Consider the following 24,708-nt stretch of genomic DNA (forward strand, 5'->3'; position numbering starts at 1 on the left):
CAGTGCACCCGCAACGCCAGCGCAAGACCAGCGCAAGAGTTCTTCAAGAATGCCCCGGCGCGCGTCAGGCGATCGACACGAGGGCGAGGTGGTCGTCCGGCTCGGTGGCTGCGTGGTCGGATGCCTCGGCCGTGACGCTCATCCGCTCGAGGACGACGTTCCCGCCGTGGTAGCTGAGGAAGGCGCAGTCGGCCGCATCCCGGCCGGTGGCGATGCGCACGAGCGACCGGCGGTCGGCCAGGCGGGTCGCGTCCACGGCGTACCAGCCGCCGTCCACGAACGCCTCCGCGACGGCGTGGAAGTCCATCGGCTCCAGCCCCGGCGCGTAGCAGGCGGCATATCGAGCGGGAACGTCCATCGCCCGCAGCAGGGCGATCACGGCGTGCGCATAGTCGCGGCACACCCCCTGCCCTGTCTGCAGCGTCGTGACGGCGCTGTCGGTGCCGAGACTGAGCCCGGGGGTGTAGGTGACCGACGCCGAGACGAAGGAGGACACCGCCGCCACGAGCGCGGCCCCCTCCAGTCCGCGGAACTGCCGGCGCGCCTGCGCGAACAGCTCGTCGGACTGGCAGTACCGGCTCGGCCGCAGGTACGTGATGGTCTCCAGTGCATCGCCGCCGCTGGACGCGGCACGCCCGGCCACCGTCGCGGAGTACCGCACTTTCAGGAGGCCGGCGTCGGCGGGAAAGCGATGCAGACGGCTGCCCGCACCATCCACCAGTTCGGCGGCGGTGTACTCCCGGTCGCCCTGCGTGAAGGCGAGGTGCTCGGTCAGCCCGGCGCCCCCGCGGGCGACGGCGATCTGGAAGATCAGGTCCACCGGCGCCCTCAGATCGAGGTCGAGTTCGGCGGTCATCAGGCGCAGCACCGAGCAATCCTCGCACGCGCGCAGCCACCGGCATCACGGCGTGGGAATCGCTGCCCGCCGGGGCGCCGGGATGGCTTAGGCTCTGCGCGTGAGCACCCCCGCCCCGCGCCGCCCGCGCCGCCCCCGGTGGCCGCTGGCCGTCCTCGCGGTCGCGGTGGCCGCACTGTGCGCGCTGGCGGCCTGGCGCCCGTGGGCGCCCACCGGCCCGGCGGTGTCGGCCGGTGCGGATGCCGCGTCCGTGGTGGCACCCGCAGCCCTCGCGCTGCCGGAGGATCCGCGCGTCCTGATCTTCGGGGATTCGTGGACCTACGGCTCGGCCGCATCCGACCCTACGCTCGGTTACGCATACGTGCTGGGACGCACTCTGGGCTGGGACACCGTCGTGGACGGCGTGCGCGGCAGCGGCTACCTCAAGCCCGGATGGGACGGCGGATCGTTCGGCGAGCGGATCGCGGCCCTCGACCCGGCGTCGGCTCCCGACCTCGTGATCGTGCAGGGGTCGATCAACGACCGCCGCCTCCCCGCCGACGGGTACCGGGATGCCGTCTCGGCCGGCTGGGACGCGCTGGCCGCGCGGTTCCCGGACGCCGCGATCGTGATCCTCGGGCCGGCACCGCAGGTGCTGCCCGTGGAGACGGCAACCGCCCGGATCGACGCGGACCTGGCCGCCCTCGCCGCCGCGCGCGGCTGGTGGTACATCTCCCCCATCACCGAGGAGTGGATCACCCCGGCCAACTACCTGTCGGTCATCGACACCGGCGACATCGGCCGGGATCACCCCTCGACGGCCGGGCATGCGTATCTTGCCGAGCGCGTGGCGAGCGCTGTGACGGCGATGTCCACCCCGGCCGACGTCGTCGCCGATGCTCCGGTGGATTCCACCTCGGACGGCGTGCTGGAGCCGGTCGGTCGCTGACGCGCCTCAGCCGGACTGCTGCATCCGGATCATGTTCCCGGCGGGATCGCGGAACGCGCAGTCGCGCAGGCCGTACGGCTGATCCGTGGGCTCCTGCACGACCTCCGCGCCGGCCTGCTCGAGTGCGGCGAAGGCCGCGTCCACGTCGGGCGTGGCCAGGTTGACCCCGAAATAGCTGCCCTTGGCGACCAGCTCCAGCAGGAGCCGCTGCTCCTCCTCGGTGAGTCCGGGCGCGGCAGTGGGTGGCTGCAGGACGATGGCGGTGTCGGGCTGGTCGGCCGGCCCGACGGTGATCCACCGCATCCCGCCGTAGCCCACGTCGCCGCGGACCTCGAAGCCCAGGACGTCGCGGTAGAACGCCAGGGAGGCGTCGGGATCGGTGTGCGGAAGGAACGAGGAGTGGATGGTGATGTCCATGCGCCTCACGCTAGGTCGACGCGGCCCCGGACGCTTCTCTATTCCTGACCGGTCGCGTGGCCTGCTTGGCGGTGCACGCCGGCATGCCTGCCGTGGCCTCCGCCGCGCTCTCACGGTAGACGCTCGGCGGCATGCCGACCAGTTCGCTGAAACGCGTGCTGAAGGAGCCGAGAGAGGAGCACCCCACCGCGAAGCACACGTCGGTGACGCTGAGGTCTCCGCGGCGCAGGAGCGCCATCGCCCGCTCGATGCGGCGGGTCATGAGGTACGCGTACGGCGACTCGCCGAACGCCGCGCGGAACTCGCGACTCAGGTGGCCCGCCGACATGTGCACGTCGCGGGCGAGGGACTCCACGCTCAGCGGCTGCGCGTACTCCCGGTCGATGCGGTCGCGCACGCGCCGCAGGAGCGCGAGGTCACGCACCCGCTCGTGAGAGAGGGCGACGCTCATGACACCGATGGTGCCAGAGCGGGGCGCGACGCGCGAGGCGTCAGGTCTGGCGGCGGATGTAGCGCATGAGCCACGCGATGACCCCGAGGATCAGGAGCACCGCGCCGACCCACAGGAGGAACTTTACCGCCTGGACGAAGATGCCCAGAAGCAGCAGAACGAGACCGACGAGGACAAGGACGACTGCGACTCCGACCATGCTTCCAGCGTGGCCGGTGCGCGCGCCGGGTCTCCAGGGGTTGACACCCGGCGGCCGACCGGACAGGGTCTACACCCGCGGCCCGGCCCGGGACAACCCCGCCCGCAGGTGCGGGTGCTCACCGTAGCGTCGGGGGGAAGGAGAGGAGCTCTCATGACGAACAACCCGCTGCCCCCCATCGTCCCGGGTGGGGAGGACTCCGCCGCGCAGGACGCCGACGTCGACGCCACCCGCACCGTCGAGGGCGACGAGGTGCTGGACGAGGACGTCAACGACGACCTCGTCAACAGCGCCGACGCCGACGCGATCGCCGCCGACCAGGACGGAGCGGCCTCATGAGCACGCCCGAGCAGGAGAACCCCGGCTCGGCGGAGCCCACGACGCCCTCGGGTGAGGGCGCGCCCACGGGCGACGACGCCCCCACCGGTGGCGATGAGCGCACCGAGGACGAACTCGACGCCGACAACGCCGTCGAGGAGGACATGCTGCGCTCCTTCGATCCGGGCGCACCGTCAGCCTGACGCCCGTGCGGGCTCGGCGCGCGCCGCGCCCGTCCCGGTATCGCTGAGGATCACCAGTTCGCGAGTCGCTCGCGCCATGGCGACGTACCGGTCGACCGCGCCGGTGACACCGGCCGGCCACGTCTCGGGCGCCACCACGATGACGAGGTCGAACTCGAGCCCCTTGACCGCTTCCGCACGCAACGACCGCACCCGCACCGAGTCGGGGAAGGTGGCGTCGCCGATCACGCACGCCGTTCCCTCGGGGTGCTCCCCGAGCCACTCGCGGACGATCCGGTCGCGTTCGGCGACGGCGGCCCGACGCACCGGGATGCCGCTGCGTCGCACCGACACCGGAATGACGGCGTCGGGGACGGCCGAGCGGATCGCGGTCTCCGCCTCGGCCATGATCTCCGCCGGCGTCCGGTAGTTGATCCGCAGCCGCTCCTCGCGGACGCGGGTGAGGCCGATCCTGGCCAGGCGCTGCGTCCACGACTCGGAGAACCCGTGCCGGGCCTGCGCGCGGTCGCCGACGATCGTGAAGCTCCGTGACGGGCAGCGGGCCAGGAGCATGAGCCACTGCGCGTCGGTGAGCTCCTGCGCCTCGTCCACGACGACATGGGCGAAGGGGCCGGCGAGCGTATCGCGGTGCTCGAGTGGCTCCTCGTCCTCGCGCCCCGACAGGCTGTACTGGGCGTCCTCGCCGCGCAGCATCGTCATGAGCTTCAGGTCGCTGTCATCCGCCGCGATCAGATCGTCTACGACACGGGATCGCTCGTCGCGTTCGGCTGCCACCTCCGCGGCGCGGCGTCGTCTGCGCGCAGCGGCGTCGGGGTCACCCAGACGCCGGCGGGCGGCATCCAGCAACGGCAGGTCATCCGCCGTCCATGCCTCCGGGTCGGTGCGGCGCAGCAGTTCGAGCTCCGCGGCGCCGAGCTCCGGCGCGCACCGCCGCAGCAGGGCCGGCACGCTCCACAGGCTCGAGACGACGAAGCCCGGGTCCAGGAGCGGCCATGCGCGGGAGAACACGCGTACGAGCTGTTCGTCGCGGGCGAGGAAGCGCCGCAGCATCCGCTCGGGGACCTCGTCGGTCTCCACGCGCGCGAGGACGGTCTCCACGAGGGCGTCCCACACCTGCTCGCGGGCCTCGTTGTGCGGCGTCCCCGGTTCGGCGGCGGCGAAGGCGTCCGCCCAGTCGGTGGGCGTGAGCACCACCTGTGCGGCGGGCGTGTCCACCACCAGCGCAGTCCCGGGAGGCTCTTCGAACACCCGCACGGCCGCCTCGACGGCACGGACGAGGGTCGCCGACGCCTTCAGGCGCGAGACCTCCGGATCGCTCTCCTCGCGCGCGTACGCGCCCTCGGGGACCAGGTCGCGGACGGTGCAGGTCAGCACGCCGTCCTCCCCCAGGCTCGGCAGCACGTCCGCCACGTAGGCGAGGTAGGGCTCGTGCGGGCCGACGAAGAGCACGCCGCCGCGGCCGGGCGCCAGCCGCGGATCGGCGTACAGCAGGTAGGCGGCGCGGTGCAGCGCGACGACGGTCTTGCCCGTGCCGGGGCCGCCGTCCACGACGAGCGCGCCGTCGGAGGGCGCTCGGATGATCGCGTCCTGATCGGCCTGGAGGGTCGACAGCACATCACGCATGCGCGGCGTGCGCGCCACGCCGAGGCCCGCGAGGAAGGCGGACTCCTCGTCCAGGGCGGCGTGCCGCGCCTCGGCGTCCTCCGCGCCGAACACCTCGTCCCAGTAGTCGTCGACCCGCCCGCCCAGCCAGCGGTAGCGGCGGCGGCTGTGCAATCCGAGCGGATGGGCATGCGTCGCAGCGAAGAACGGCTCCGCCGCCGGGCTGCGCCAATCGATCAGCAGCTGCCGTCCGTCGCCGTCGGTTAGGCCGAAGCGGCCGATGTACTCCGGTTCGGGGTCGCCGGTGCGCACGATCCGTCCCAGGGCGAGGTCCGGTCCGTACCGACTCAACGTGCGCAGACGTGCGCTCACGCGGTGGATCTCGAGGTCGCGCTCCAACGCGGCCTGACCGCTGCCTCCCGGCTGGCGGCGGAGGGCGTCGCGGCGAGCCGAGAGGGCCGCGACAGTGGTGTCCAGGTGCGCGGCGATGGCGGCGAAGCGCCGTTCGTCATCGGCGATCAAATGCGGGTCGGCCTTGGCCGACCGCGACGCGGGCAGGGCGAAAGCAGTGGGGGTCACGGGTGCTCCAGCATCCTGGCTGCCCCGGGGCGGGCAGGCAGGGCAACGAGTCTCGACCCCCAAGGGGGTCTTGCCGCAAGCCCCGGCCCCCGCGATATCCTGGACGTGGCGGGCACGACAGGTCAGACCCGGCTCACCGCAGACCCGTGACCGTCAGCCCGAGCCACTCCCCCAGCTCGGCGATCTCCGCCCGTATCATCTCGTCCTCCTCCGGCTCGAAGGGGAGGAACTCGTGCACGGCGTTGACTCGCAGGACGTCCTGCGCACGGTCCACTTCCGCGTCCAGCATCCCCACGAAGCGGTCGCCGAGCAGGATCGGGTGCGCGAAGTAGCCGTACCGGCGCTGCGGCTTCGGCTTGAACTGCTCGAGCACGTACGCGAATCCGAACACGTCGCGCAGCCTCGGGCGATCGAACAGCACACTGTCGTAGGGGTTGAGCAGCGCCGCCCGCCCCCCGGCATCCTCCTCCAGTGCGGCCACCGCCTCCGGGTCGACGCGCCACTTCGAGCGCAGGCCCTCGATCACGGCCGGCTCGCCGGCGTCGCCGACACGCGTCCACGGCGACTTCTCCCTGGCCAGGCCCGCCGCCTGCAGGCGCCGCTCGTGGCGCAGGTGCTCCGCCTCCTCATCGGAGTACTGCGGCAGATCGGAGGGGTACACGCGCTCGGCGAGATCCCACCGGCGGTGCCGGCCCTCCCGTCCGCTGACGGCGACGACGCCCTGGCGCATCAGGAACTCCAGCATGTGCGGCACGGAGCGCGAGCCGGACCATCCGTCCGGCGCCTTGGCCACCTGTGCGGTGTCGGGGATCTGGGTGCTCAGCAGCGGCCCCTCCGCCCGCAGCCGGGCGATCACGTCCGTGCGGAAGCGGTCGTTGGCCTCGAGCCATTGCCTACTGCTGTCGCGCCGGGGCCACGTGCGCATCTCTGGGAGCAGGAGGGGCAGCGCGCTCATCGGCTGGAATGTGCCGTCGAACTCGAACAGAAGCCGGTCGGATTCGACCGCCTTGCGCAGCTGTCCGCTTTCGTACGACCATCCGATCCGTGACCACAGCACGGTGTGCTCGCACGGCGCGATCGTCGCGGTGGGGTCGATGCCGATGTACCCGAGCTGTTCGGCCACTTCCACGACGTCGCCGGGCCGCTCGGCATCCAGCAGCTGGGCGCGCACGATGATGCGCCGGGCCTGGTCGAGCGTGAGGCGGTGCGTCACACCCCCACGCTAGCGCCGGGGTGTGACACGCCGCGGCATCAGTAGCGCGCCGAGAACGCGCCGTCGGCGTGCAGCAGCTGTCCCGACACCCACCGGCCGGCCTCGGAGACGAGGAACGCGACGACCTCGGCGATGTCGGCGGGGGTGCCGAGCCTGCCCAGAGGCTGCGCGGCCGTCAGCGCCGCGCGCGTGTCGTCGTCCATCCAGCCGGTGTCGATGGGGCCGGGGTTCAGGACGTTCGCCGAGATGCCGAGGGGGCCGAGTTCGCGGGCCGCCGAGATCACGATGCGATCCAGAGCGCCTTTGGACGCCCCGTACGGGAGGTTGCCGGTCGTGTGGTCGCTGGTCAGGGCCACCACGGCGCCTCCGGAGGGCGGCACCTGACGGGCGAACGCGGCCACGAGCAGGAGGCTCGCGCGGGCGTTGACGGCGACGTGCCGGTCGAAGCTCTCCGCCGTGGTGTCGAGGACCCCCGACTCGACGTCGTGCGCGTGACTGAGGATCAGCGCGCTGATCGGGCCGTGCACGCGGCCCACCTCACGCATGAGTGCCGGCGGGCCCTCCGCCGTGGCGAGATCGCACGGGACGTCGCCGGAGTCGAGGTCGCTCGTGACGACGCGCCACCCGTCCGCGCGGAGCCTGGGAGCGATCCCCTCGGCGATGCCACCGGTGCGGGCGATGCCGGTGATCAGGGCGGTGCGCATCGTGTCAGGCTAACGCGGGCGCCCGCCCGGCGGCGCGACGCGCGCCGCCGGGGAGGTCCGTCAGTAGTCTTCGGGGGCGAGGTCGCCCTCCCCCTCCTCGCCGAGGTCGGCGATCTCCGGGTCCAGGCCCTGCGTCTCGGGCTGCTGCCAGTCGGCCACCCGGTCTTCGGCCGGGATCTCGTCCGTGTCGCTGGGGATCTGGGCGGGATCGTCCCCCGTCGCGGTGGCCGGGTGGAGGTCTTCCGGCGACGCGCCTTCATCCAGCGCGATCGTCTCCTCCCACTCCGCCTGGGCCGGATCGGCCGCCGGGTCCGGTTCGATCGAGGTGTCTCCGTCACGCAGCGGCTGGATGCCGGCCTCCTCCGTCTCGGCGATGGAATCGCGGTTCGTGTCGCTCATCGTTGCTCCTCTCGGTTCCCTCCATCGAACGCCGTCGTCGCCGGGGCAAGGGGGCCCTTGACAGGGAGGGCTCCCGCCGTCCGTGTCAACCCCACTGAAGAAATCGCCGGCATGTTGTCGCATCGAAGGGTCAGGAATCCACGAACGAGGAGGTCGCGCATGAGCCAGCCCGCGCAGCAGCAACCGGTGCCCGGATCCGATCAGGTGATGGACCCCAAGCCCGACTACGGGCAGGACAGCTATCGCGGCTCCGGCCGACTGGAGGGGAAGGTCGCGCTCATCACGGGTGGTGACAGCGGCATCGGCAAGGCCGTCGCCCTGGCGTACGCCCGCGAGGGTGCGGACGTGGCGATCAGCTATCTCGACGAGCACGAGGATGCCGAGGAGGCCAAGGCCTTCGTCGAGGAGGCCGGCCGCAAGGCGATCCTCCTGCCCGGGGACATCTCCAATCCCGCCCACTGCCGGGAGCTCGTGGCACGCACGGTCGAGGAGCTGGGGGGTTTGGACATCCTGGTCAGCAATGCCGCGTTCCAGATGGATCATCCGACGCTGGAAGAGGTCACCGACGAGGAGTGGGACTACACGTGGGCGACGAACGTCAGCGCGTTCTTCCACCTCGTGAAGGCGGCGCTGCCCCACCTCAAGCCGGGCGCGTCGATCATCGGGTCGTCCTCGGTGAACTCCGACCAGCCTTCACCGACGCTGCTGCCGTACGCGGCGACGAAGGCCGCGATCGCGAACATGACCGCCTCCCTCGCGCAGCTCCTGGCCGAGCGAGGGATCCGTGCCAACAGCGTCGCGCCGGGTCCGGTGTGGACTCCGCTCATTCCGGCGACGATGCCGCCGGACAAGGTCGAGAGCTTCGGCCAGCAGGTGCCCATGAAGCGCGCTGGGCAACCATCCGAACTCGCACCCGTCTACGTCCTGCTCGCCTCGGATGAGGCCAGCTACGTCTCGGGGGCGCGGATCGCGGTGACCGGGGGCAACCCGATCCTGTGAGACCGGGTCGGTGGCGGGTCGTCGAGGTCTCGCCACCGACCCCTTGTTCATCTCGCGACCGCTTGGTTCACGGTCGGCAACGGGTCCGCGTCGAGGCCCGGCTTGTGGGTCATCTCGTAGATCGCCGCCTGAGTCCGGCGCTGCACGTGCAGCTTCGCCAGCAGAGCCGACACGTAGTTCTTCACGGTCTTCTCCGCCAGGCCCAACTGCTCGCCGATCTGCCGGTTGCTCATGCCCGAGGCGATCAGCCGCAGCACCTGCCGCTCTCGCGTGGTCAAGTGCGGATCCCGATCAGGATCACCGCCGGGCGCCCTGGTCGCTTCCGGCTCGGGCCTGGGCGACACGGCGATGCGCGCGGCGACCTGCTCCCCGCGTGCCACCCGTCGGATCACGTCGAGCAGGATGCGGGCCTGCACATCGTCCGGCAGGTAGCCGTGGGCTCCGGCGGCCGCCGCATCCCCGCGCACCTCCTCACGGCCGGGTCGGCCGAGTATGAGGCAGCGGGCGCGGCGGTTCTTCGCGCGGATGCTGCGGGCGAGCTCGATCCCGTTGCCGTCGGGAAGGACGGCGTCGACGATGACCACATCGGGGAGGCTCACCGCGATCCGGCGGGCGCTCTCATGCACCGATCCGGACTCGCCGACGACCACCAGGTCGCGCGCCGCACCGATGAGATCTCGTAAGCCTCGTCGGAATATCTCGTGGGAATGAATCAGGAAAATCCTGATGAGGACCGATTCTTGGCCGACAGTACGCTGCCGGACCACCGCAGGCGCGGTTACCGATTCTCCGAACATGGGGGCACCTCCCGTCCAGGTCCAGACACCATAAGCACCTCAGCACCGATTGCAAGAGGGGCTTGCGGAAGTTGCCCGGAAGGGAGCGGATCGCGGGCCCGGGACTTTATGCCCTACCGGGGGTTTGTTCGGAGCAATTCACTGGAACCGACCCCCGGAGGCGCCATGGACGAGCACATTCGCAGGCGTCCTCACACGCCGACGAGGCCACCGCCGCGGATCCTCCGCGTAGGTCCCCGCCGCCGACGAAAGGCCGCTCCGTGACCTCTCTAAGACCCTTCCCTCTGCGCCCGCGGCGGCGCGGACGATCCGCGAGAGCTGGCCTGGGAGCGGCGTTGGCGACACTGACCGTGGCGCTCCTCGCTCTCGGCGGGGCCGCCTATGCGCACGTGCCCGACGAAGGGACCCCCATCGCCGAGTCCCCCGACGGACCGGCCACCGACATCGAGCTCGTCTCGACCGGAAGCGGCCGCAGCGTCGCCGGCGCGTACCCGCCCAGCGTGATCACACAGGACCCCGCAGCGGCCTATCCCGCGGCACCGCCGGCGGATTACACACCGCACAACGCGTTCGCCGGCCTCCTCAACGCCGTCAGCGTGTCCGACCCGAGCCAGACCGCCGAGGTGTTCTGCATCGACATCCGGACGCCGACGGGGCCGGGCCTCGGTTACGAGAACGGCACGTGGGACGAGTCCACCGTTCCGAACCTCGGACAGGTCACGTACATCCTCAACAACTTCTATCCGGCCGTGCCGGACGCACCGGCCAGCGCGACCACGGCAGGTGATCGCGCCGCGGCGGTTCAGGCCGCCATCTGGTATTTCACCGACGGCTTCGTTCTCAACGCCGATTCCCCCGTGCGCGCGGCGACGGCGGAGGTCATCGCCGCCACGCAGGCGGCCGGTCCGCTCGACGAGCCGCAGCCACCGGCCGTCTCCATCACCCCGTCGTCCGACGTCGCGGGGGCGGGAACCCTCGCCGGACCGTTCACAGTGATCACCGACGCCGCGTCGGTCACCCTCTCCGTGCCCGACGGCTACACGATGTACTCGGATGCCGCGGGATCGGCGGTGCTTCCCAATCCGTACACGACGACATCGGGGACGCAGGTCTGGGTGGGCAGCGACACGCAAGCCGTCGACGAGACCGTCCTCTCGGCGCGGGCGGTGGTGACCGTCCAGAGCGGCCAGGTGTACCTGTACGACGGCCTTTCTCCGGGCATCACCGAGGCACAGTCCGTGATCCTCGCCGACACCGCCGAGCTCGACGCCACCGCGCAGGCCACCGCGCAGTTCGTCCCGGCCGCCTCCCTCACCGTCGACAAGACGTTCGCCGGCGACGGCGCCGGTGAGCAAAGCGCGGTCCAGCTCGTCATCGACTGCGGCGACGGTGAGTCCCGCGTCGCCGACATCCCGGCAGGGGTGAGCACGACGCAGACATTCACCTTCGAGGGCATCCCCGTGGGGGCCACATGCGTGGTCACCGAGCCCACGACCGGCGAAAACCCGGCGGCGGCGGTGACCACCGATGCCCCGCAGAGCGTAGCGATTCCCGAGGCAGGCGCCACGGCGACGGTCACGAATACCGTGACACGGCGTGCGGATGTGCCCGGAGTTCTCCCGGCGAGGCCCGGAGTTCTCCCGGCGACGGGCACGGAGACTCCGTTGCCGCTCTTGTGGGGTGGCCTCGCGGGGTTGCTCGGGGGCGCCCTGCTGGTGACGGCGAGCCGGTTCCGACGTCATCCGCCGGTCCCCCCTCACCAATGAAAGGCCACCCCGTGACCGACTCGCGCCCTCGTCTTCGATCCCGGAACCGCCGCAGACGTCTCCCCGCGTCCGTCCTCTGGGCGGCGGCCGCGCTGGCCGCGCTCACCTTCGTCCTCCTCTGGGCCGGCGGGTCCACCCAAGCGAGGCTCACCGAGGAGTCTCCCATCATCGAATCGCCGGACGGACCGAACACCGATATCGAGGTGACCGGCGTCGGAGCCGGAGCGAGGTTGACGGGAGGGTATCCGGCCAACCCGACGCCGCAGGACCCGACGGCGCCCTACCCCGCTGCACCCCCCGCGGAATACACCCAGGGCGGCGGCTTCACCGCGCTGATCAACACCGCGAGCGTGACGGATCCTGCACTGACCGCGGAGATGTACTGCATCGACATCCGCGTCGGGACCCAGATCGGCGGCGGTTACGAGAACGGAACGTGGGACGAATCGAACGTCCAGAACCTCGGGTACGTCACCTACATTCTGAACAACTTCTACCCCGCGGTCCCCGGCGAACCGGCGGGTCTGTCCGAAGGCGAACAGGCCGCCGCCGTGCAATCGGCCATCTGGTACTTCACGGACGGCTTCATCCTGAACGCAGGTTTGCCGATACGGGCAGCGACGGCAGGAATCATCGCGGCCGCGCAGCTCAACGGCCCTGTGACCGAGCCGCCTCCCCCGGCGGTGTCCATCACTCCGCCCGCTGCCGCCGCGCCGGTGGGGTCGGCGGCCGGCCCGTTCACCGTGGCAACGGACGCGCCCAGCGTGACCCTCTCCGTGCCCGACGGGTACACGATGTACGGCGACGCGGCGGCCACCGCTCCTCTCCCCAACCCCTATACGACCACCTCGGGGGCCCAGGTGTGGGTGGGCAGCGGAACCGACGCGGTAGACGAGACGCTGCTGAGCGCTCGAGCGGTCGTGACAGTCCAGCGCGGGCGGGTGTACCTCTATGACGGTCTGGCACCGGGCGTCGATGAGTTGCAAAAACTCATCCTCGCCGAAACCGCCACGTTGGAGGCCACCGCCCAAGCGCCTGCCCAGTTCTTCGCGGCGGCCAGTCTGACCGTCAACAAGGCTTTCACGGGCGCCGGAGTGGGCCAACAAGGGGCAAGTCAGCTGACCGTCGATTGCGGTGACGGCGTGGCGCGGGTGGCGGACATCCCGCAGGGCGCATCCACGACCCAGGTCTTCACCTTCCCGGGCATCGCCGTCGGAGCGACCTGCGTCATCGCTGAGCCCGCGACCGGTGCGACGTCCATGGTGGATGTGACGACCGACGCGCCACAGGAGGTCGTCATCCCCGAGACGGGGGCAACGGCGACGATCACCAACACGGTGACGCGCCGCGCAGAGGTGCCCGGGGTGCTCCCGGCCACGGGAGCGGAGACTCCCGCGCCTCTCCTCTGGGCCGGCGCCGGCGGCCTCGTGGTCGGCTCGCTGCTGGTCCTCGCCAGCCTGACGCGGCGCAGGCGCGCCGCGGCCACCCCGCGGTGACACGGGACTCGGTGACGCGCGACGGAGCGGCTGAGCACCGTCCCGGCGCCCCGCGCTGCACGGGGTGTGGATGTCACGCCGATACGCTGGCAGCGGAGGCATACGCATGAACGAAACGATCCTGGTCGGCATGAATGACTCCCCGGCGGCACGCCGGGCCGCGGAATGGGCGGCGCAGCGCGCGTCCGATCGCGGCGATCGGCTGGTGCTGATGTCGGTCGTCGGTGGCGCGCTCGGCGTGGTCGGCGAGGGCGCCGTGGTCGACGATGCCGTTGCGGTCACCCGAGGGCACCTGGAACGCATGGCCGAGGAGCTGCGGGGCGCAGAGGTGCGGGTCACCCGCGGCAAGCCCGTCGAGCAGCTGCTCGCCGCATCCGAGAACGCCGATCTCCTCGTCATCGGCAGCGACTACCGGGGGACGGGTTCACGGGTGGCCCGTGGCCCGCACGGTGTGCGGATCGCCGCGGCGTCGTCGTGCCCCGTGGTGGTCGTGCCGCAGTCGGATCTGTCCGGCCGGACCGGCGTGGTGGTCGGAGTGGACGGATCGGACCTGTCCGAGGCCGCGATCCGATTCGCCGCGGCCGAAGCCGACCGCCAGGGTGAGCCGCTGATCGCCGTCACCGCATGGATGCCGGTCACCGCTCCCCTGGGTGTCATCACCTACCCCGACGACTACCGCGAGAACGCGCAGCGCCTGGCGGAGGAGGCCCTGGGGCTGTCGCTCGCAGGGCTCGCACAGGACTATCCCGACCTGCAGGTGCGCCGCATCGTCGAAGCCGGCGACCCCGCCACCCTGCTGAACCAGGTGGCGGCAGAGGCGCGGCTCGCCGTCGTCGGGTCACGCGGCCGCGGGGCGGTCGCCCGGTTCCTGCTCGGGTCCACCAGCCACGACGTCCTGCTCGCCCTCGCCACCGCCACCGCCGTCGTACGCTGACCGGCTCCGGCCGGGCGGTCTCCCAGGCGCCGGCGGATACTGTCGAAGGATGCCTATCTGGTGGGAACGCGTCCGACATCTGCTGTCGATGTCGGCGCTGGACCACTCCGCCCTCCCCGACCTGCGGGAGCTCGCCTCGACGCGTGTGCGGGTGAAGGGCACCCAGTACCGCGTGCACGATCCCGAGCGCGGGCTGGCCGGCGACCGGCTCTATGTGCTCCGCCGCGAGCCGGGGAACCGGCGGGATCCGTCGGCCATCGCGGTGTACGCCGAGGGGCGCAGCATCGGATACGTCTCGACGGTGCGTGCCGAGCGGATGGCGCCGTTGCTGGATCAGCTGGGCGGGGCGGCGCTGGTCAACGGAGTCGGGGCCGACGCCGACAGCATCCGCCTGTGGGTCGACCTTCCGGAAGAAGACGCGCTGCGCGGCTTCGTGCGCTCCTACGAACCCGTCTGACCGTTCACCCGGCGGGGTCGGGTGCGCTCTCCCTGCGCCCGCCGCCCATGGCCGCGTGGATGCGTCGGTCGAGGTCGTCCGATTCAGCGAGGAGATCGGTGGCCGCCCATACCCTGCCGCGTTTGCGCCCGGTGACCTCGTGGATGACGCCCGCTGACACGAGCCGCTCCACCGCCTGATACGCGCGGGCCCGTCCGGCGCCGCAGTGCCGCTCGAGTTCGGCGGCACCCATCGCCAGGCGCTCCGCGAACGCCGATAGGAGCGCAGCCGCGGCCGAGCCCCGACGAGGTTTCACCGCAGCCCGCCATTCGTCGGGGAGCGCCTTCACGCGTGCTGCGGTGATGCGGGACTCGGTGGCGGCCACACGCGCGCACGTGGCCACCAGGACGACGATCGGGGAGGGGTCACCATCGCGGAACGCCACGAGCGACTCCACGTACTCCTCCTGTCTGGCCGCCAGCCCGCAGGCCAGCGGCACCACGGCATGGCCGCTCACTCCTCGCCGGCGCAGGGAGGCCACCAGAAGGGCGCGCCCGATGCGGCCGTTGCCGCCCGCGAAGGGGCGGATGGAGGCGAACTGGGCGTGCGCGATCGCGGCCTGGACGATCACGGGGACGTCGTCGCGGTTGAGGAACACCACGAGGTCCTCCAGCAGCGCGGGGACGCGGTCGGGGGCCGGCGGGACATAAGGCGCGTCGGCGGCCGATCCGATCGCGGTGTCGGTCCGTCTCATCCCGCCTGGACCCGGGGGCGCCTCGGCACCCACGAGGAGAGCCTGGGCGGCGCGCAGGTCGTCCACCGTGAAGGCACCGCGTGCGTCGACTCCGTCGAGCAGGCCGGCCACGGCAGCACCGGTGGCGACCATTCCCCTGGCATTGTCGATCCCACCCAGGCCCGCGACCGCCTGCGCGTACTCGGCGCCCTCCGCACGGATCCCGTCGATGCGCGCGGAGGCGGCCGACTCGCACCGGATCATGAACGACGACAGCGCCCCGCGTGACCCGGCGCCGTCGGCATCCGCCTGCGCAACCGCGATGAGTGCGGACTCGCACGTCCCGACGGTGCGCAACGACGGCGCGTAATCCAGCTCGGCGATGCTCGGCGGGATCGCGGCCCCGTCGTCGTCGAATCGGTGCGCAGGCCAGACTTCCACGGAATCACCGAACGAGTTCACGCTCGCTACTCTCGCACGTTGTTCCCGCTTGGCGAAGCCAGCCGAGACCAGACCCGGCCGCGCAGCGGCGCGGTCAGGGCTCCGGGACGGGCACCAGCGCGATGGGTGTGCCGGGGCTCAGGTACAGGTAGGTCGGCTGGGGTTCACCGTCGCCGATGCTCACCTGCAGCCAGTGGCCCGCGCCGGCAAGCAGGCTCTCGATCTCGTTCTGCAGGTCGTCGAGCTCACGACCACTGACCGAGTAATCGCGGCCGCCGTACACGATGTCAATCCGCTTCATCCTGCGATCCTGTCTCCGCGCGAGGGGGTGGTGGCTCGGGAACCACGTACAGCCCCTCCGGACTGTTCGCGGTATAGCTCAAGGCATCCAGCCATGCCCGGTTGAGGGCGGGCCGCCGACTGCCGTGGTACTTGTAGACGATCACCGACCGGGGATGCACCCAGATGGAGGTGCGGCCGTCCCCCACGCTCGGGTCGTCGCGCCACGAGAAGACGAAGGACTCCCCGCGCCGCAGCTTCGCGGTGATGACGACCTGCAGATGCGCGAGCAGCCGGTCTTCGAAGTCGACGCGCAATTGTTGCTCGAACAGGAGCTTACCCATGGCTCGCCTCCGCGGCCTCTCGTCGGAATGCGGCCACGTCTACAGCTCCTCGTCGAACCGAGGCCGCGGGTCACTCGATCGGTCTTCGGGCTGCACGGCCGGCGGATCGAGCAGCGCTGCCGTCGCGTGCCGCATGTTTACGACGATCTCTTCGTTCCCGGGGACCTCCAACCCGGAGTTCGTGGACTCGACGAGGATCGGGGTGCTGGCGCTGAGCAGGAAGGTGGCCTCCACCTCGTTGCCGTGGAGATCGATCGCCCGCAGCGTCACGGTCTCGGTCGTGTCGGCGAGCGCGAGGGCCCGCGCGTATTCCACGAGGGCGTCGGCGGCATCGTCTCCCATCAGGTGGGCCTTCTCGGCGTACGTCACATGCTTCACGTCTGCACCGTCGCCCGCTGCGCCGGATGGATCCAGGCCCTTGACATCCCAGACCGGATGCCGACACCCGTTGGGGAGGGTCAGGCGTACCGGAGCCAGTCGTAATCCGAGAGACCCAGGGGCTCGAAGGGCTCCGGCGACATGCGGTGAGTGGTCAGGCGCGTCGCGCGTTCCCGCAGCCGGGTGCTGGTGGCGGGATCCGTCAACTCCGAGCCGTCGGTCTCCGCATCCACCGCGTGGACTTGTACGAGCCACCCGACCGACATGCGCAGACGCGTCGAGCCGCCGTCTCCGGCGATCGGGATGTCCACCACGTCCGTTGCGCGTTCGTCGGCGAGTGCCTGAGCGTACTCCCGAACCGCGTCCGCGATCTCGTCGCCGGTCAGATATGAACCCAGTGCCGTGATGAGGATCTTCATCGTGCCGTCCCGTCCGTGCCGCTATGGCGAGCGCCGGGGTCCGGGGCGGTCGACCTTGAGTCTACAGACGTCGCACGCGAGCGGACCCGGAGCTCAGAGGGCGCTGCGATCCAGGCGGAGCTCGCGGTCCACGATGCGGGTGGCGACCACGCTGAGGGGCAGCTGGTGGCGGCGAGCGTACTGGCGGATGACATCGAACGCGTCGCCGATCGACACCCCCGTCGTGTAAGAGACGACGCCCTTGGCCTGCTCGATCCGGACCCGGCTGTTCAGGGCGTGCTGAAGCTGCTGGGTGAGAAGCTCCGATTCCCGCAGAGACCGCTCGTGGAGGATCCCGATCGTCGCGACGTCGGCGAACGCCCGTGCAGCCGCCTGTGACGACTCGCCCACGAGGCCCTCGTCCGTGTTGAGCAGATTCAGCGTGCCGATGGTCGTCTCCCGCAGCCGCAGGGGCACCGCGTACACGGAGCGGAATCCCTGGGCCAGCGCCTCCACTCGGAATCCCGCCCACTCCACCGGCGCATCGGCGATGGCGGGCACGGAGACGGACGCACCGGTGCGGAAGCACTCGATGCACGGACCGGCCTGCGCACCGAGCTGCATGACCTCGACGAGGCGGCTCGCCTCGCTCGTGGACACGATCAGCTCCAGCTCTCCCGCCTCGTCGGCGAGCAGGATCCCTGCCGCAGAGATACCCAGGACGTCGCGGCACGCGTCCACGAGGGTCTGCAGCAGATCGACGATGTCGTAGTCGTCGACGAGGGTGTCCGCCAGAGTGGTGAGGACGCCCAGGAGCCGGGAGTCGAAAGTCGTCTCGCTCATTCGATCACCTCGATATCCCCGTCCACCCTGCGGAAGTGCAGGCGCCCCGCCACGACGTCGGCGGCGACGTCGGACACCGGCCGGTTCCGGGCGAACGCGTGCCCCTGGACCACCAGGCTGGCCTCCTCCGCGGTGGTGTCCAGCTGCGCCAGAACGATTCCGGTGGCCTGATGCACCACGCGCCGTGAATACCGGCTGCCCGCCGCGTCGGTGGCGCCGGCAGTGTCGACGGCCTCCTGCAGCAGGTGTCGTCCGATGACTCGAGCCATCGTCGCGGCCTGGCGGGCCTGATCGGGGGTGAGCTCCGTCCGCTCCTGCGTATAGAGGTCGACCGCGCCCAGGCGCAGCGAGCCCACGGCCAGAGGGAAGGCGAAGATCGACGCCACCGGCACCGTGCGCGCCGCCTCCGCGAAAGCCGGCCAGCGCCGGCGGCCCTCGACGGGCAGATCCGGGACGGCTACGGGCCCACCCAGACGCAACGCGTCCCAGCACGGGCCCTCGCCGAGGTCGAACTGGAGTTCGTCGAGCCTCTCGGCATCCACGTCCGTCGCCGAGACGATCTCACTGCCGAGGACGTCCCCCAACGTGGAGACGGACGCACCGGTCACGGGAAACACCTTCAGGAAGGGCGCACTGAATCGCTCGCGCTCCACTCCGGGCCGTTCCAGCACCAGCATCGCCTCGGCGAACGAGTCGTCCAATCCGACCTCCGACATCGCCCCATGATCCCGGGGCTCTCTTCGAGCGTAACCGAGCCGGTTCGCGCGCTCCAGGCAGCACCGTCCGGCCGGGTCAGGAGCCGCCGTCGTCGCCGTGCTGCAAGCGGATCCGCCGCCCTTCCTCGATGTCCTTCTCCTCCTTCTCGGCGGCCTTGTCGCTCTTGCGGGTGTCGCGGGGAGGGAGCTGGATGTCACGCTCGGCCGCCACGCCCGCCTGAAGCTGCCGGCCACGCTCGAGCTCGGCATCCACCTCCGCGCCGAAGAGGATCGCGAGGTTGGCGATCCACAGCCACAGCAGGAAGATGATCACACCGGCGAGCGACCCGTAGGTGCGGTCGTAGTTGGAGAAGTTCGAGACGTAGAAGAAGAACCCGGCCGTCGCGATGGCCAGCACGACGATCGCGATGATCGCCCCCACGCTGATCCACTGGAACTTCGGCTGCTTGGCGTTGGGGGCCCCGTAGTACAGGATCGCGAGGGCGAGGACGACGATGACGAGGAGCACGGGCCACTTGGCGATCTGCCACACCGTCACGGCCACGTCCCCCAGCCCGATGGCACTGCCCAACGCTTCGGCGATCGGCCCCGAGACCACGAGGATCAAGGCGGCGAGGGTGACGAGGACGACGAGGATGACCGTCAGCAGGAGCTGGATGGGCTTGAGCTTCCAGAAGGGACGCCCCTCCTCGATCTCGTAGATGCGGTTCATCGCGCGGCTGAAAGCGCCCACGTAGCCCGAGGCCGACCAGATCGCCAACACGATTCCGCTGACCAGGGCGAAACCCGCCCCCGGCGCCGAAGCGAGCTGCTCGATCGGTCCGCGCAGGGTGTCGGCCGTTCCGCCGGGAGCGACCTGGTCGACGATCTCGAGGACGGCCTTCGCGGACTCGCCGCCCTGCCCGAACACGCCCAGGAGCGAGAAGACGGCGATCAGCCCGGGGAACAGCGCGAGCACACCGAAGTAGGTCAACGCGGCGGCGATGTCCAGGCACTGGTCGGAGGAGAACTCGCGGACGGACTTGACGAGGACGTACTTCCACGAGCGCTTCGTGAGATCAGCGGGCGAATCGGGCTTGGCATCGCTCTCGGGCTCGGGGCGGGATGTGGTCTTCTCCGACATGACGATCCTCTCGGAGTCCGGGGGCATTCTGACGTACTTCAGGTCTACGACGAGCGAGGCCTGTTCGTCGGGTGGGTTGACTGGACGGGGCGCATGTGCGCGGGGCCACCGCCGCTGAAGCCCGTCAGCCGAAGACGTGCAGGCCCAGTTCGTCGCTGAGGCGTTCGCTGGCCACACGTCCGCGCACGCTCGTGCCCCGCTCGTCCAGCGGGGGGCTGATCACCGCGGCACCCAGGGTCCGCGGCGCCGACAGCACGATGGCTCCTGAGACGCTGGATTTCGCGGGGATGCCCACGCTGCGCATCCACCGTCCCGATCCGTCGTAGACACCGCACGTGGCCATGACCGACACGACGTCACGAGCTGATCTCTCCGGCAGCACGCGGTCCCCCGTCACCGGGTTCACGCCCCCGCACGCCAGCGTCGCACCCATGACCGCGAGCGCCTCCGCGTCCACGAGGGTCGCGCACGCGCGCGCGTAGACGGCGACCGCGTCGTCGGCTCCCACCTCCAGGGTTCCCTCGGCGCGCATCAGGTGCGCGAGCGCGTGATTGCGGTCGCCGAGCAGATGCTCGCTGCGCGCGACGTCTTCGTCGACGTCGAGCTCACGGCCCGCGAACGCCGCGAGGCCGCGCCGGATGCGTTCGCTGCGGCCCTCGACATCGCCGCCGTCCACGAGAGCCGCCGTCAGCAGCGCGCCGGCGTTGACCATCGGGTTGGGTGGGCGCCCGGTGCCGCTCTCCAGCTTGATCGCGTCGAACGCCTCACCGGTCGGTTCGATCCCGATGCGGTGCAGCGCGTCGCCGCCGGTGTCCAGCAGCGCGAGCGCGAAGAGGAACGGCTTCACGGCGGACTGGATGCTGAACGGCACATCCGCCTGCGTGCTGCCGCGCACCGTGCCGTCGGGCAGGGCCAGTGCGATGGCGCACAGGTCGGCGTCGGCACCGGCCAGCTCGGGGATGCTGTCATCCACCTCGCCCGCTTCTTCGGCGAGCACCCGGTCGCGGAGCCCTTCGAGGTCGTATCGGGCGGGGTCTGCGACGGGGCTCATGCCTCCAGCGTGCCAGCACGCGCTGTCCGTTCGCCTGGCAGGCGACACGAACGTCCGCAAGCCCTTCCGCCCGCGGTCACCGCTGCGGTTGGCTGGGGGTCCGATCGAAGGAGAATCATGACCGACGACACGCCCACCGACCGCTCCGAGAACAGCGGCTCGCAGCAGGACGACTCCCCCGCCGCCGACGACACCGCCGCGCAGACCGGCTCCGAATCGCCGGAGGAGGGCGCTGCGGCAGAGGAGGCCGCCGCCGACGCCGTCACCGACGGCGACGCCGGTGGTGCCACGAGCATCTGAGAGCACACGGCGGCGAGCCGCGCACCCCTGGTGGTCACCGGGTGCGCGGCTCTATGGTGTCTCCAGCGCCAGGGGATGCGACACGGCGCGATCCGAGATCCACTCGCCCACGGGGCGACGTTCTGGAGGAGATCCCCATGTCCGCGAGCAGCACGCCCACACCCACCATCGTCCTGCTCCACGGGGCGTGGGCCGACGCATCCAGCTGGAGCGCCATCATCCCGCCGCTGCAGGCCGAAGGGCATACCGTCATGGCACCGCCGAACGAACTTCGCGGGCTCGCCTCGGATGCCGCCTACATCGCGTCGTACCTGGCCCAGCGCACACGCGGTCCCGTCGTTCTCGTCGGGCATTCCTACGGCGGCGCCGTCATCACCAATGCCGCCACCCAGGGCGGTGACGTGCGCGCGCTCGTCTACGTCGACGCGTTCATTCCCGACGAGGGCGAGACGGTCGTGGGACTGCTGGAGGGCTCCGGCTCTGCCCTGGCCGTGGCCGACCCCACGACGGTGCTCGACCTGGCCGGGTACCCCGGCGCACCCGAAGGCGCCGCGGACGCCTTCCTCAAGCCCGACACCGTGCACACGGCGTTCGCGCAGGACCTCCCCTCAGCCGACCGGCGGATGATCGTGGCGACGCAGCGTCCGGGGTCGCTCGTGGCGAATGTCACCCCGTCGGGCTCGCCCGCGTGGCGGAGCATCCCCAGCTGGGCGGTGCTGGGCACTGAGGATCGCATCATCCCCATCGGCGTTCAGCGCCGCATGGCCGAGCGCGCCGGGTCGACGATCACCGAGGTGGATGCCTCGCACGTGTCGATGCTGTCGCAGCCCGAGCCCACCCTCGCCGCCATCCGGGCGGCGGTCGCGTCGATCTCCTGACCGCAGTGCAATCGGGCGTCAGGGCGTCAGCAGCACCTTGATCGCGCGGCGCTCGTCCATCGCACGGTAGCCCTCCGCCGCATCCGCCAGCGGCAGGGTGAGGTCGAACACGTCGCCGGGGGTGATCGTCCCATCCCAGATCAGCTCGACCAGTTCGGGCAGGAAGCGGCGCACCGGCGCCGGCCCGCCGTGCAGGTGCACGCTGGCGAAGAACAGCTCGGCGCCGTCGAGGGTCACGTCGTGCGACACGCCCACGTAGCCGATGTGGCCGCCGGGACGGGTCGAGCGGATCGCCTGCTCCATCGACTCCTGGGTACCCACCGCCTCGACGACGCTGTGGGCGCCCAGCCGTGGGTCATGTCCTTGATCGCCGCGACCCCGGCCTCACCGCGGTCGGTCACGATGTCGGTGGCGCCGAACCTGCGCGCCAGCGCCTGCCGGTCGGCGTGACGCGACATCGCGATGATGCGCTCGGCGCCCAGGTGCCGGGCTGCGAGGACGGCGAGGAGCCCCACGGCGCCGTCGCCGACGACGGCGACGGTCTTGCCGGCGCCGGCTTCGGCGGCGACCGCGGCGTACCAGCCGGTGCCGAGCACATCGGAGGCAGCCAGCAGCGACGGCACCTGCTCGGGGGTGGGCTCGGCCGGGGTGCGGACGAGCGTCCCGTCGGCGAGCGGGATGCGTGCGTACTCCGCCTGCGTGCCGACCCCGCCCATCATCACCTGACGCACGCAGCGGGACTGGTAGCCGGCACGGCAGATCTCGCACGTGTTGTCGGAGGCCACGAACGAGCCGACGACGTCATCGCCGGGCGTGAGGTCCCGCACGTCCGCACCGACCTCCTCGACCACGCCGATGTACTCGTGCCCCATCCGCTGCGGGGTCGCCGCGAGGGGCTCGAGCCCGCGGTACGGCCACAGGTCGGAGCCGCAGATGCAGGTCGCCGTCACGCGGATGATCGCATCCGTCGGTGCGAGGATCTTCGGTCGGGGGCGCTCCTCCACGCGCACGTCGCCGGGCCCGTACATCATCACTGCACGCATGCTGCGCTCCTCATCGTTGCGGCTCCGGCACCGGTCGCACCCTCCACCCAACCCCTCCGCCGCCGCACGCACCAGGCCTTGCGCATCCCGCCCGAGTCGCCCCGCGCCGGCCGGGGCGGATGGCGTCAGTGGAAGGGGCAGCGGGAGCCGGAGGGTGAGGCGGCGGCGCGCACGCGCCCGCCTGAGGCGGGCTTGGTCGGCATGCGCCGGCGGTTCACCCCGAGCCCGGCGTCGAGGATGCCGATACGCGGATCGCTCAGCGCCGCGATCGCCGTGGCAAGCCCGGCGATCGCGAGCTTCTCCCCGGGGCAGCGATGCCCGGTGGCCGGGTCGGCGCCGCCGTGGGGAACGAATGCCGTGAGCGCCTCGTAGTCCGCCACACCGCGGAAGCGCTCCGGGTCGAACTCGTCGGGCCGCTCCCACGACTGCTCGTCGGTGACGGTCCCGAGGATGTCGAGCACCACCCGGCCGCCGGCGGCCAGCCGCTCCCCGTCGAGCTCGACGTCGGTGATCGCCCACGCCGGCAGCACGGGGACGAACGGGGCGGTGCGGCGGATCTCCTGCGCGAACATCGTCGCCAGCTCTCCCCCGACGAGGGTGCCGCGCTGGCCGCTCTCGGCGGCGATGCGCTCGCGCCACTCCGGCCGGTCGTGCAGCTCCTTGGCGGCGAACGCGACGAAACGCGACACCGCGATCATGGGGCGGAAGCTGTTCTGCAGCTCCACCGCCGCCACGCGGGGCGGCAGCAGAGCGCCGGAAGGGTCACGGTGCGCCGCCCACTCCGCCAGCGCCGTGCCCTCGACCGGATGCAGCATCCCCGACCGCACCGCCTCGATGAGGCGTTCGGCGTGCCGATCGGACCAGCGGCGGTTGAGGAGGGTCAGCAGGTATTCGGGCGAGTAGGGCACGCCGAATCCGTCGACGATCTGCGCCTGCCGCGTCGCCCACCGCGTCTGCGCGGCGGCGGTTCCCGGAATGCCGGCCCACCGCATGCTGGCCCGGCCGAACGCGCCGACCGCCGCCTCGTACGCGCTGCGGGTGCCCCCGGCCAGCCACGCATCCAGCTCGCCCCGCCACTCCTCCTCGAACAGGGGCGTGAGGCGGGCGACCTGGGCGTCGTCGTATGCGACGTCGAGGAACGTCGCCTTGCGGTGGCGGTGCTCGTCGCCGTCGAGGCTGTGCACCGAGTCCTTGCCGAACAGCGACTGCTGGATGAAGGCCGGCATCGCGCCGTGCCGGCGGACGCGGGTCTCGTCGTAGAAGAGCTCCACGCCTTCGCCGCCCCGCACGAGCAGTGCGTCTCGCCCGAGCAGACGGAACGGCACCGCTCTGGCACCCCGCCGGGCTCGGCGCCAGATGTGTGAACCGAAGCCGTACCCGCGGGTCAGGAGGGAGACGGAATCATCGTGCAGAAGTGGGGTGATCGTCGGCATGACTCCACGGTGCCAGCTCGCCCCCGCGGAGCCGAAGCCACCCGTCCCGACCCGAGCGGTGTGCTATCGGGCGCCGGTGGGTGTCCTGTCGCTGCGGGTCAACCCTTTGCCTGTCGGGGGCCGTCGATGGCACCCTGCTGATGCACCCACGACGAATGGAGTCACACCATGAGCAACTCGGCAGACGCGGACGGGCAGCGCAACGAGGACGACATGCCGGCCGCCGAGGAGCTGGCCGAACCGAGCACGGAGAAGGACCCCGGCGAAGAGCCGAAGGCCGACAAGCCGCTGGATGCGGAACCCGATCACGAGGCCGTCGGGATCGGCGTCATCGACGCGCCGCAGACGGACACCGACAGCGGAACGGAATAGTCCCACCACGGGGGCGTGGCAGGATCACGTTCCCCCGTGACCGCCGGGCGCACGCGGGAGCGACCGCGCGGGCGCACGA

General features: G+C 71.3%; 30 protein-coding genes and 1 pseudogene. 11 read left to right on the plus strand and 20 right to left on the minus strand.

All coding sequences use genetic code 11. The features are described from left to right. Positions 1 to 64: 64 nt before the first annotated feature. Entirely contained in the window at positions 65 to 868 is an 804-nt protein-coding gene (locus tag E4V99_RS00770) for a transglutaminase family protein (protein ID WP_135064659.1), read from the minus strand. 88 nt (positions 869 to 956) lie between these two features. Between E4V99_RS00770 and E4V99_RS00775 the strand changes: the two genes are divergently transcribed. Beyond that, positions 957 to 1,784: an SGNH/GDSL hydrolase family protein gene (locus tag E4V99_RS00775; RefSeq protein WP_240742831.1), complete on the plus strand. Its 828-nt coding sequence runs from the start codon at positions 957 to 959 to the stop codon at positions 1,782 to 1,784. A gap of 6 nt (positions 1,785 to 1,790) precedes the next feature. Here the strand turns inward: E4V99_RS00775 and E4V99_RS00780 are convergent, their stop codons facing one another. From E4V99_RS00780 to E4V99_RS00790, 3 genes are read right to left on the minus strand one after another with little or no spacing between them, the layout of a single operon-like run. After that, the gene (locus E4V99_RS00780) at positions 1,791 to 2,201 is read right to left on the minus strand and encodes a VOC family protein (RefSeq protein WP_135064656.1); all 411 of its coding nucleotides are present in this window, start codon (positions 2,199 to 2,201) and stop codon (positions 1,791 to 1,793) included. A gap of 10 nt (positions 2,202 to 2,211) precedes the next feature. Beyond that, positions 2,212 to 2,652, minus strand: coding sequence for a helix-turn-helix transcriptional regulator (locus E4V99_RS00785; protein ID WP_135116053.1), 441 nt, complete (start codon positions 2,650 to 2,652; stop codon positions 2,212 to 2,214). Between the two features lie 40 nt (positions 2,653 to 2,692). After that, entirely contained in the window at positions 2,693 to 2,851 is a 159-nt protein-coding gene (locus E4V99_RS00790) for a hypothetical protein (protein ID WP_135064650.1), read from the minus strand. Between the two features lie 153 nt (positions 2,852 to 3,004). Between E4V99_RS00790 and E4V99_RS00795 the strand changes: the two genes are divergently transcribed. Both E4V99_RS00795 and E4V99_RS00800 read left to right on the plus strand, forming a co-directional pair. Further along, on the plus strand, positions 3,005 to 3,190 hold the full coding sequence (locus E4V99_RS00795; RefSeq protein ID WP_135064647.1) for a hypothetical protein: 186 nt from the start codon (positions 3,005 to 3,007) through the stop codon (positions 3,188 to 3,190). Next, on the plus strand, positions 3,187 to 3,372 hold the full coding sequence (locus E4V99_RS00800; protein WP_135064644.1) for a hypothetical protein: 186 nt from the start codon (positions 3,187 to 3,189) through the stop codon (positions 3,370 to 3,372). Before E4V99_RS00795 ends, E4V99_RS00800 begins: the two co-directional genes overlap by 4 nt. Here the strand turns inward: E4V99_RS00800 and helR are convergent. The 4 genes from helR to E4V99_RS00820 form a co-directional block, all read right to left on the minus strand. Continuing rightward, positions 3,364 to 5,553, minus strand: coding sequence for an RNA polymerase recycling motor ATPase HelR (gene helR, locus E4V99_RS00805; protein ID WP_209305569.1), 2,190 nt, complete (start codon positions 5,551 to 5,553; stop codon positions 3,364 to 3,366). The two genes, E4V99_RS00800 and helR, sit on opposite strands and share 9 nt — an antisense overlap. A 133-nt stretch (positions 5,554 to 5,686) precedes the next feature. After that, positions 5,687 to 6,766, minus strand: a complete 1,080-nt coding sequence (locus E4V99_RS00810) for a crosslink repair DNA glycosylase YcaQ family protein (RefSeq protein WP_135064638.1) — start codon at positions 6,764 to 6,766, stop codon at positions 5,687 to 5,689. A 38-nt stretch (positions 6,767 to 6,804) separates the two neighbouring features. Beyond that, complete coding sequence (locus E4V99_RS00815) at positions 6,805 to 7,470, minus strand: SDR family oxidoreductase (protein WP_135064635.1); 666 nt, start codon at positions 7,468 to 7,470, stop codon at positions 6,805 to 6,807. Between the two features lie 60 nt (positions 7,471 to 7,530). Beyond that, a complete protein-coding gene (locus E4V99_RS00820) occupies positions 7,531 to 7,869 on the minus strand; it encodes a sugar ABC transporter ATPase (RefSeq protein ID WP_135064632.1) in 339 nt (112 codons plus the stop codon). Between the two features lie 159 nt (positions 7,870 to 8,028). Here E4V99_RS00820 and E4V99_RS00825 point away from each other — a divergent pair, with 159 nt between their 5' ends. Beyond that, on the plus strand, positions 8,029 to 8,868 hold the full coding sequence (locus tag E4V99_RS00825) for an SDR family oxidoreductase (RefSeq protein ID WP_135116055.1): 840 nt from the start codon (positions 8,029 to 8,031) through the stop codon (positions 8,866 to 8,868). 47 nt (positions 8,869 to 8,915) lie between these two features. Here E4V99_RS00825 and E4V99_RS00830 read toward each other — a convergent pair whose 3' ends face one another. After that, positions 8,916 to 9,665, minus strand: a complete 750-nt coding sequence (locus tag E4V99_RS00830) for a response regulator transcription factor (RefSeq protein ID WP_135116056.1) — start codon at positions 9,663 to 9,665, stop codon at positions 8,916 to 8,918. A 335-nt stretch (positions 9,666 to 10,000) separates the two neighbouring features. Between E4V99_RS00830 and E4V99_RS00835 the strand changes: the two genes are divergently transcribed. From E4V99_RS00835 to E4V99_RS00850, 4 genes are all read left to right on the plus strand, one after another. After that, positions 10,001 to 11,431: a thioester domain-containing protein gene (locus E4V99_RS00835; protein ID WP_135116057.1), complete on the plus strand. Its 1,431-nt coding sequence runs from the start codon at positions 10,001 to 10,003 to the stop codon at positions 11,429 to 11,431. 11 nt (positions 11,432 to 11,442) lie between these two features. Further along, complete coding sequence (locus E4V99_RS00840) at positions 11,443 to 12,927, plus strand: thioester domain-containing protein (RefSeq protein ID WP_135116058.1); 1,485 nt, start codon at positions 11,443 to 11,445, stop codon at positions 12,925 to 12,927. Between the two features lie 106 nt (positions 12,928 to 13,033). Further along, the gene (locus E4V99_RS00845) at positions 13,034 to 13,861 is read left to right on the plus strand and encodes a universal stress protein (protein WP_135116059.1); all 828 of its coding nucleotides are present in this window, start codon (positions 13,034 to 13,036) and stop codon (positions 13,859 to 13,861) included. Positions 13,862 to 13,910: 49 nt separating this feature from the next. Beyond that, positions 13,911 to 14,318: an HIRAN domain-containing protein gene (locus E4V99_RS00850; RefSeq protein WP_135116060.1), complete on the plus strand. Its 408-nt coding sequence runs from the start codon at positions 13,911 to 13,913 to the stop codon at positions 14,316 to 14,318. A 4-nt stretch (positions 14,319 to 14,322) separates the two neighbouring features. Here the strand turns inward: E4V99_RS00850 and E4V99_RS00855 are convergent, their stop codons facing one another. The 9 genes from E4V99_RS00855 to glsA all read right to left on the minus strand — a co-directional run bounded on the left by E4V99_RS00855 (position 14,323) and on the right by glsA (position 20,603). Continuing rightward, complete coding sequence (locus tag E4V99_RS00855; protein WP_135117186.1) at positions 14,323 to 15,471, minus strand: Fic family protein; 1,149 nt, start codon at positions 15,469 to 15,471, stop codon at positions 14,323 to 14,325. A 94-nt stretch (positions 15,472 to 15,565) separates the two neighbouring features. Beyond that, positions 15,566 to 15,772: a hypothetical protein gene (locus tag E4V99_RS00860; protein ID WP_135064607.1), complete on the minus strand. Its 207-nt coding sequence runs from the start codon at positions 15,770 to 15,772 to the stop codon at positions 15,566 to 15,568. Next, positions 15,759 to 16,094, minus strand: a complete 336-nt coding sequence (locus E4V99_RS00865; protein ID WP_135064603.1) for an ATP-dependent DNA ligase — start codon at positions 16,092 to 16,094, stop codon at positions 15,759 to 15,761. Before E4V99_RS00865 ends, E4V99_RS00860 begins: the two co-directional genes overlap by 14 nt. Positions 16,095 to 16,133: 39 nt before the next feature. Beyond that, positions 16,134 to 16,472, minus strand: coding sequence for a hypothetical protein (locus tag E4V99_RS00870; protein WP_135116061.1), 339 nt, complete (start codon positions 16,470 to 16,472; stop codon positions 16,134 to 16,136). Between the two features lie 80 nt (positions 16,473 to 16,552). Then, entirely contained in the window at positions 16,553 to 16,891 is a 339-nt protein-coding gene (locus tag E4V99_RS00875; protein ID WP_135064595.1) for a hypothetical protein, read from the minus strand. 93 nt (positions 16,892 to 16,984) lie between these two features. Beyond that, the gene (locus E4V99_RS00880) at positions 16,985 to 17,713 is read right to left on the minus strand and encodes a GAF and ANTAR domain-containing protein (protein ID WP_135116062.1); all 729 of its coding nucleotides are present in this window, start codon (positions 17,711 to 17,713) and stop codon (positions 16,985 to 16,987) included. After that, positions 17,710 to 18,429, minus strand: a complete 720-nt coding sequence (locus E4V99_RS00885; protein ID WP_245233093.1) for a GAF and ANTAR domain-containing protein — start codon at positions 18,427 to 18,429, stop codon at positions 17,710 to 17,712. The genes E4V99_RS00880 and E4V99_RS00885 overlap by 4 nt, the downstream gene beginning before the upstream one ends. A gap of 76 nt (positions 18,430 to 18,505) precedes the next feature. Continuing rightward, the gene (locus E4V99_RS00890; RefSeq protein ID WP_135064589.1) at positions 18,506 to 19,552 is read right to left on the minus strand and encodes a YihY/virulence factor BrkB family protein; all 1,047 of its coding nucleotides are present in this window, start codon (positions 19,550 to 19,552) and stop codon (positions 18,506 to 18,508) included. A gap of 124 nt (positions 19,553 to 19,676) precedes the next feature. After that, on the minus strand, positions 19,677 to 20,603 hold the full coding sequence (glsA, locus tag E4V99_RS00895) for a glutaminase A (RefSeq protein ID WP_135116063.1): 927 nt from the start codon (positions 20,601 to 20,603) through the stop codon (positions 19,677 to 19,679). 117 nt (positions 20,604 to 20,720) lie between these two features. Between glsA and E4V99_RS00900 the strand changes: the two genes are divergently transcribed. Both E4V99_RS00900 and E4V99_RS00905 read left to right on the plus strand, forming a co-directional pair. Continuing rightward, positions 20,721 to 20,903, plus strand: a complete 183-nt coding sequence (locus tag E4V99_RS00900) for a hypothetical protein (RefSeq protein WP_135064583.1) — start codon at positions 20,721 to 20,723, stop codon at positions 20,901 to 20,903. Positions 20,904 to 21,040: 137 nt separating this feature from the next. Beyond that, the gene (locus tag E4V99_RS00905; RefSeq protein ID WP_135116064.1) at positions 21,041 to 21,781 is read left to right on the plus strand and encodes an alpha/beta hydrolase; all 741 of its coding nucleotides are present in this window, start codon (positions 21,041 to 21,043) and stop codon (positions 21,779 to 21,781) included. Positions 21,782 to 21,799: 18 nt separating this feature from the next. Here the strand turns inward: E4V99_RS00905 and E4V99_RS00910 are convergent. Beyond that, positions 21,800 to 22,824 (minus strand): annotated as a pseudogene (locus tag E4V99_RS00910) (zinc-dependent alcohol dehydrogenase family protein). Positions 22,825 to 22,949: 125 nt separating this feature from the next. Continuing rightward, positions 22,950 to 24,257, minus strand: coding sequence for a cytochrome P450 (locus E4V99_RS00915; protein ID WP_135116065.1), 1,308 nt, complete (start codon positions 24,255 to 24,257; stop codon positions 22,950 to 22,952). 168 nt (positions 24,258 to 24,425) lie between these two features. Here E4V99_RS00915 and E4V99_RS00920 point away from each other — a divergent pair, with 168 nt between their 5' ends. Further along, positions 24,426 to 24,629 carry a hypothetical protein gene (locus tag E4V99_RS00920; protein ID WP_135064571.1) on the plus strand — a complete coding sequence of 68 codons (204 nt, stop codon included), beginning with the start codon at positions 24,426 to 24,428 and terminating at the stop codon, positions 24,627 to 24,629. Positions 24,630 to 24,708 lie beyond the last annotated feature (79 nt).

The sequence above is a fragment of the Microbacterium sp. dk485 genome (genome assembly GCF_004570445.1).
GTDB classification, from domain to species: domain Bacteria; phylum Actinomycetota; class Actinomycetes; order Actinomycetales; family Microbacteriaceae; genus Microbacterium; species Microbacterium wangchenii.

Bases quoted from the DNA above. Each gene is read 5' to 3' on its own strand.
- E4V99_RS00780 (WP_135064656.1), bottom strand. From the start codon at position 2,201: ATGGACATCACCATCCACTCCTCGTTCCTTCCGCACACCGATCCCGAC.
- E4V99_RS00785 (WP_135116053.1), bottom strand. From the start codon at position 2,652: ATGAGCGTCGCCCTCTCTCACGAGCGGGTGCGTGACCTCGCGCTCCTG.
- E4V99_RS00790 (WP_135064650.1), bottom strand. From the start codon at position 2,851: ATGGTCGGAGTCGCAGTCGTCCTTGTCCTCGTCGGTCTCGTTCTGCTG.
- E4V99_RS00795 (WP_135064647.1), top strand. From the start codon at position 3,005: ATGACGAACAACCCGCTGCCCCCCATCGTCCCGGGTGGGGAGGACTCC.
- E4V99_RS00800 (WP_135064644.1), top strand. From the start codon at position 3,187: ATGAGCACGCCCGAGCAGGAGAACCCCGGCTCGGCGGAGCCCACGACG.
- E4V99_RS00815 (WP_135064635.1), bottom strand. From the start codon at position 7,470: ATGCGCACCGCCCTGATCACCGGCATCGCCCGCACCGGTGGCATCGCC.
- E4V99_RS00820 (WP_135064632.1), bottom strand. From the start codon at position 7,869: ATGAGCGACACGAACCGCGATTCCATCGCCGAGACGGAGGAGGCCGGC.
- E4V99_RS00825 (WP_135116055.1), top strand. From the start codon at position 8,029: ATGAGCCAGCCCGCGCAGCAGCAACCGGTGCCCGGATCCGATCAGGTG.
- E4V99_RS00830 (WP_135116056.1), bottom strand. From the start codon at position 9,665: ATGTTCGGAGAATCGGTAACCGCGCCTGCGGTGGTCCGGCAGCGTACT.
- E4V99_RS00845 (WP_135116059.1), top strand. From the start codon at position 13,034: ATGAACGAAACGATCCTGGTCGGCATGAATGACTCCCCGGCGGCACGC.
- E4V99_RS00850 (WP_135116060.1), top strand. From the start codon at position 13,911: ATGCCTATCTGGTGGGAACGCGTCCGACATCTGCTGTCGATGTCGGCG.
- E4V99_RS00860 (WP_135064607.1), bottom strand. From the start codon at position 15,772: ATGAAGCGGATTGACATCGTGTACGGCGGCCGCGATTACTCGGTCAGT.
- E4V99_RS00865 (WP_135064603.1), bottom strand. From the start codon at position 16,094: ATGGGTAAGCTCCTGTTCGAGCAACAATTGCGCGTCGACTTCGAAGAC.
- E4V99_RS00875 (WP_135064595.1), bottom strand. From the start codon at position 16,891: ATGAAGATCCTCATCACGGCACTGGGTTCATATCTGACCGGCGACGAG.
- E4V99_RS00880 (WP_135116062.1), bottom strand. From the start codon at position 17,713: ATGAGCGAGACGACTTTCGACTCCCGGCTCCTGGGCGTCCTCACCACT.
- E4V99_RS00885 (WP_245233093.1), bottom strand. From the start codon at position 18,429: ATGTCGGAGGTCGGATTGGACGACTCGTTCGCCGAGGCGATGCTGGTG.
- E4V99_RS00890 (WP_135064589.1), bottom strand. From the start codon at position 19,552: ATGTCGGAGAAGACCACATCCCGCCCCGAGCCCGAGAGCGATGCCAAG.
- glsA (WP_135116063.1), bottom strand. From the start codon at position 20,603: ATGAGCCCCGTCGCAGACCCCGCCCGATACGACCTCGAAGGGCTCCGC.
- E4V99_RS00900 (WP_135064583.1), top strand. From the start codon at position 20,721: ATGACCGACGACACGCCCACCGACCGCTCCGAGAACAGCGGCTCGCAG.
- E4V99_RS00905 (WP_135116064.1), top strand. From the start codon at position 21,041: ATGTCCGCGAGCAGCACGCCCACACCCACCATCGTCCTGCTCCACGGG.
- E4V99_RS00915 (WP_135116065.1), bottom strand. From the start codon at position 24,257: ATGCCGACGATCACCCCACTTCTGCACGATGATTCCGTCTCCCTCCTG.
- E4V99_RS00920 (WP_135064571.1), top strand. From the start codon at position 24,426: ATGAGCAACTCGGCAGACGCGGACGGGCAGCGCAACGAGGACGACATG.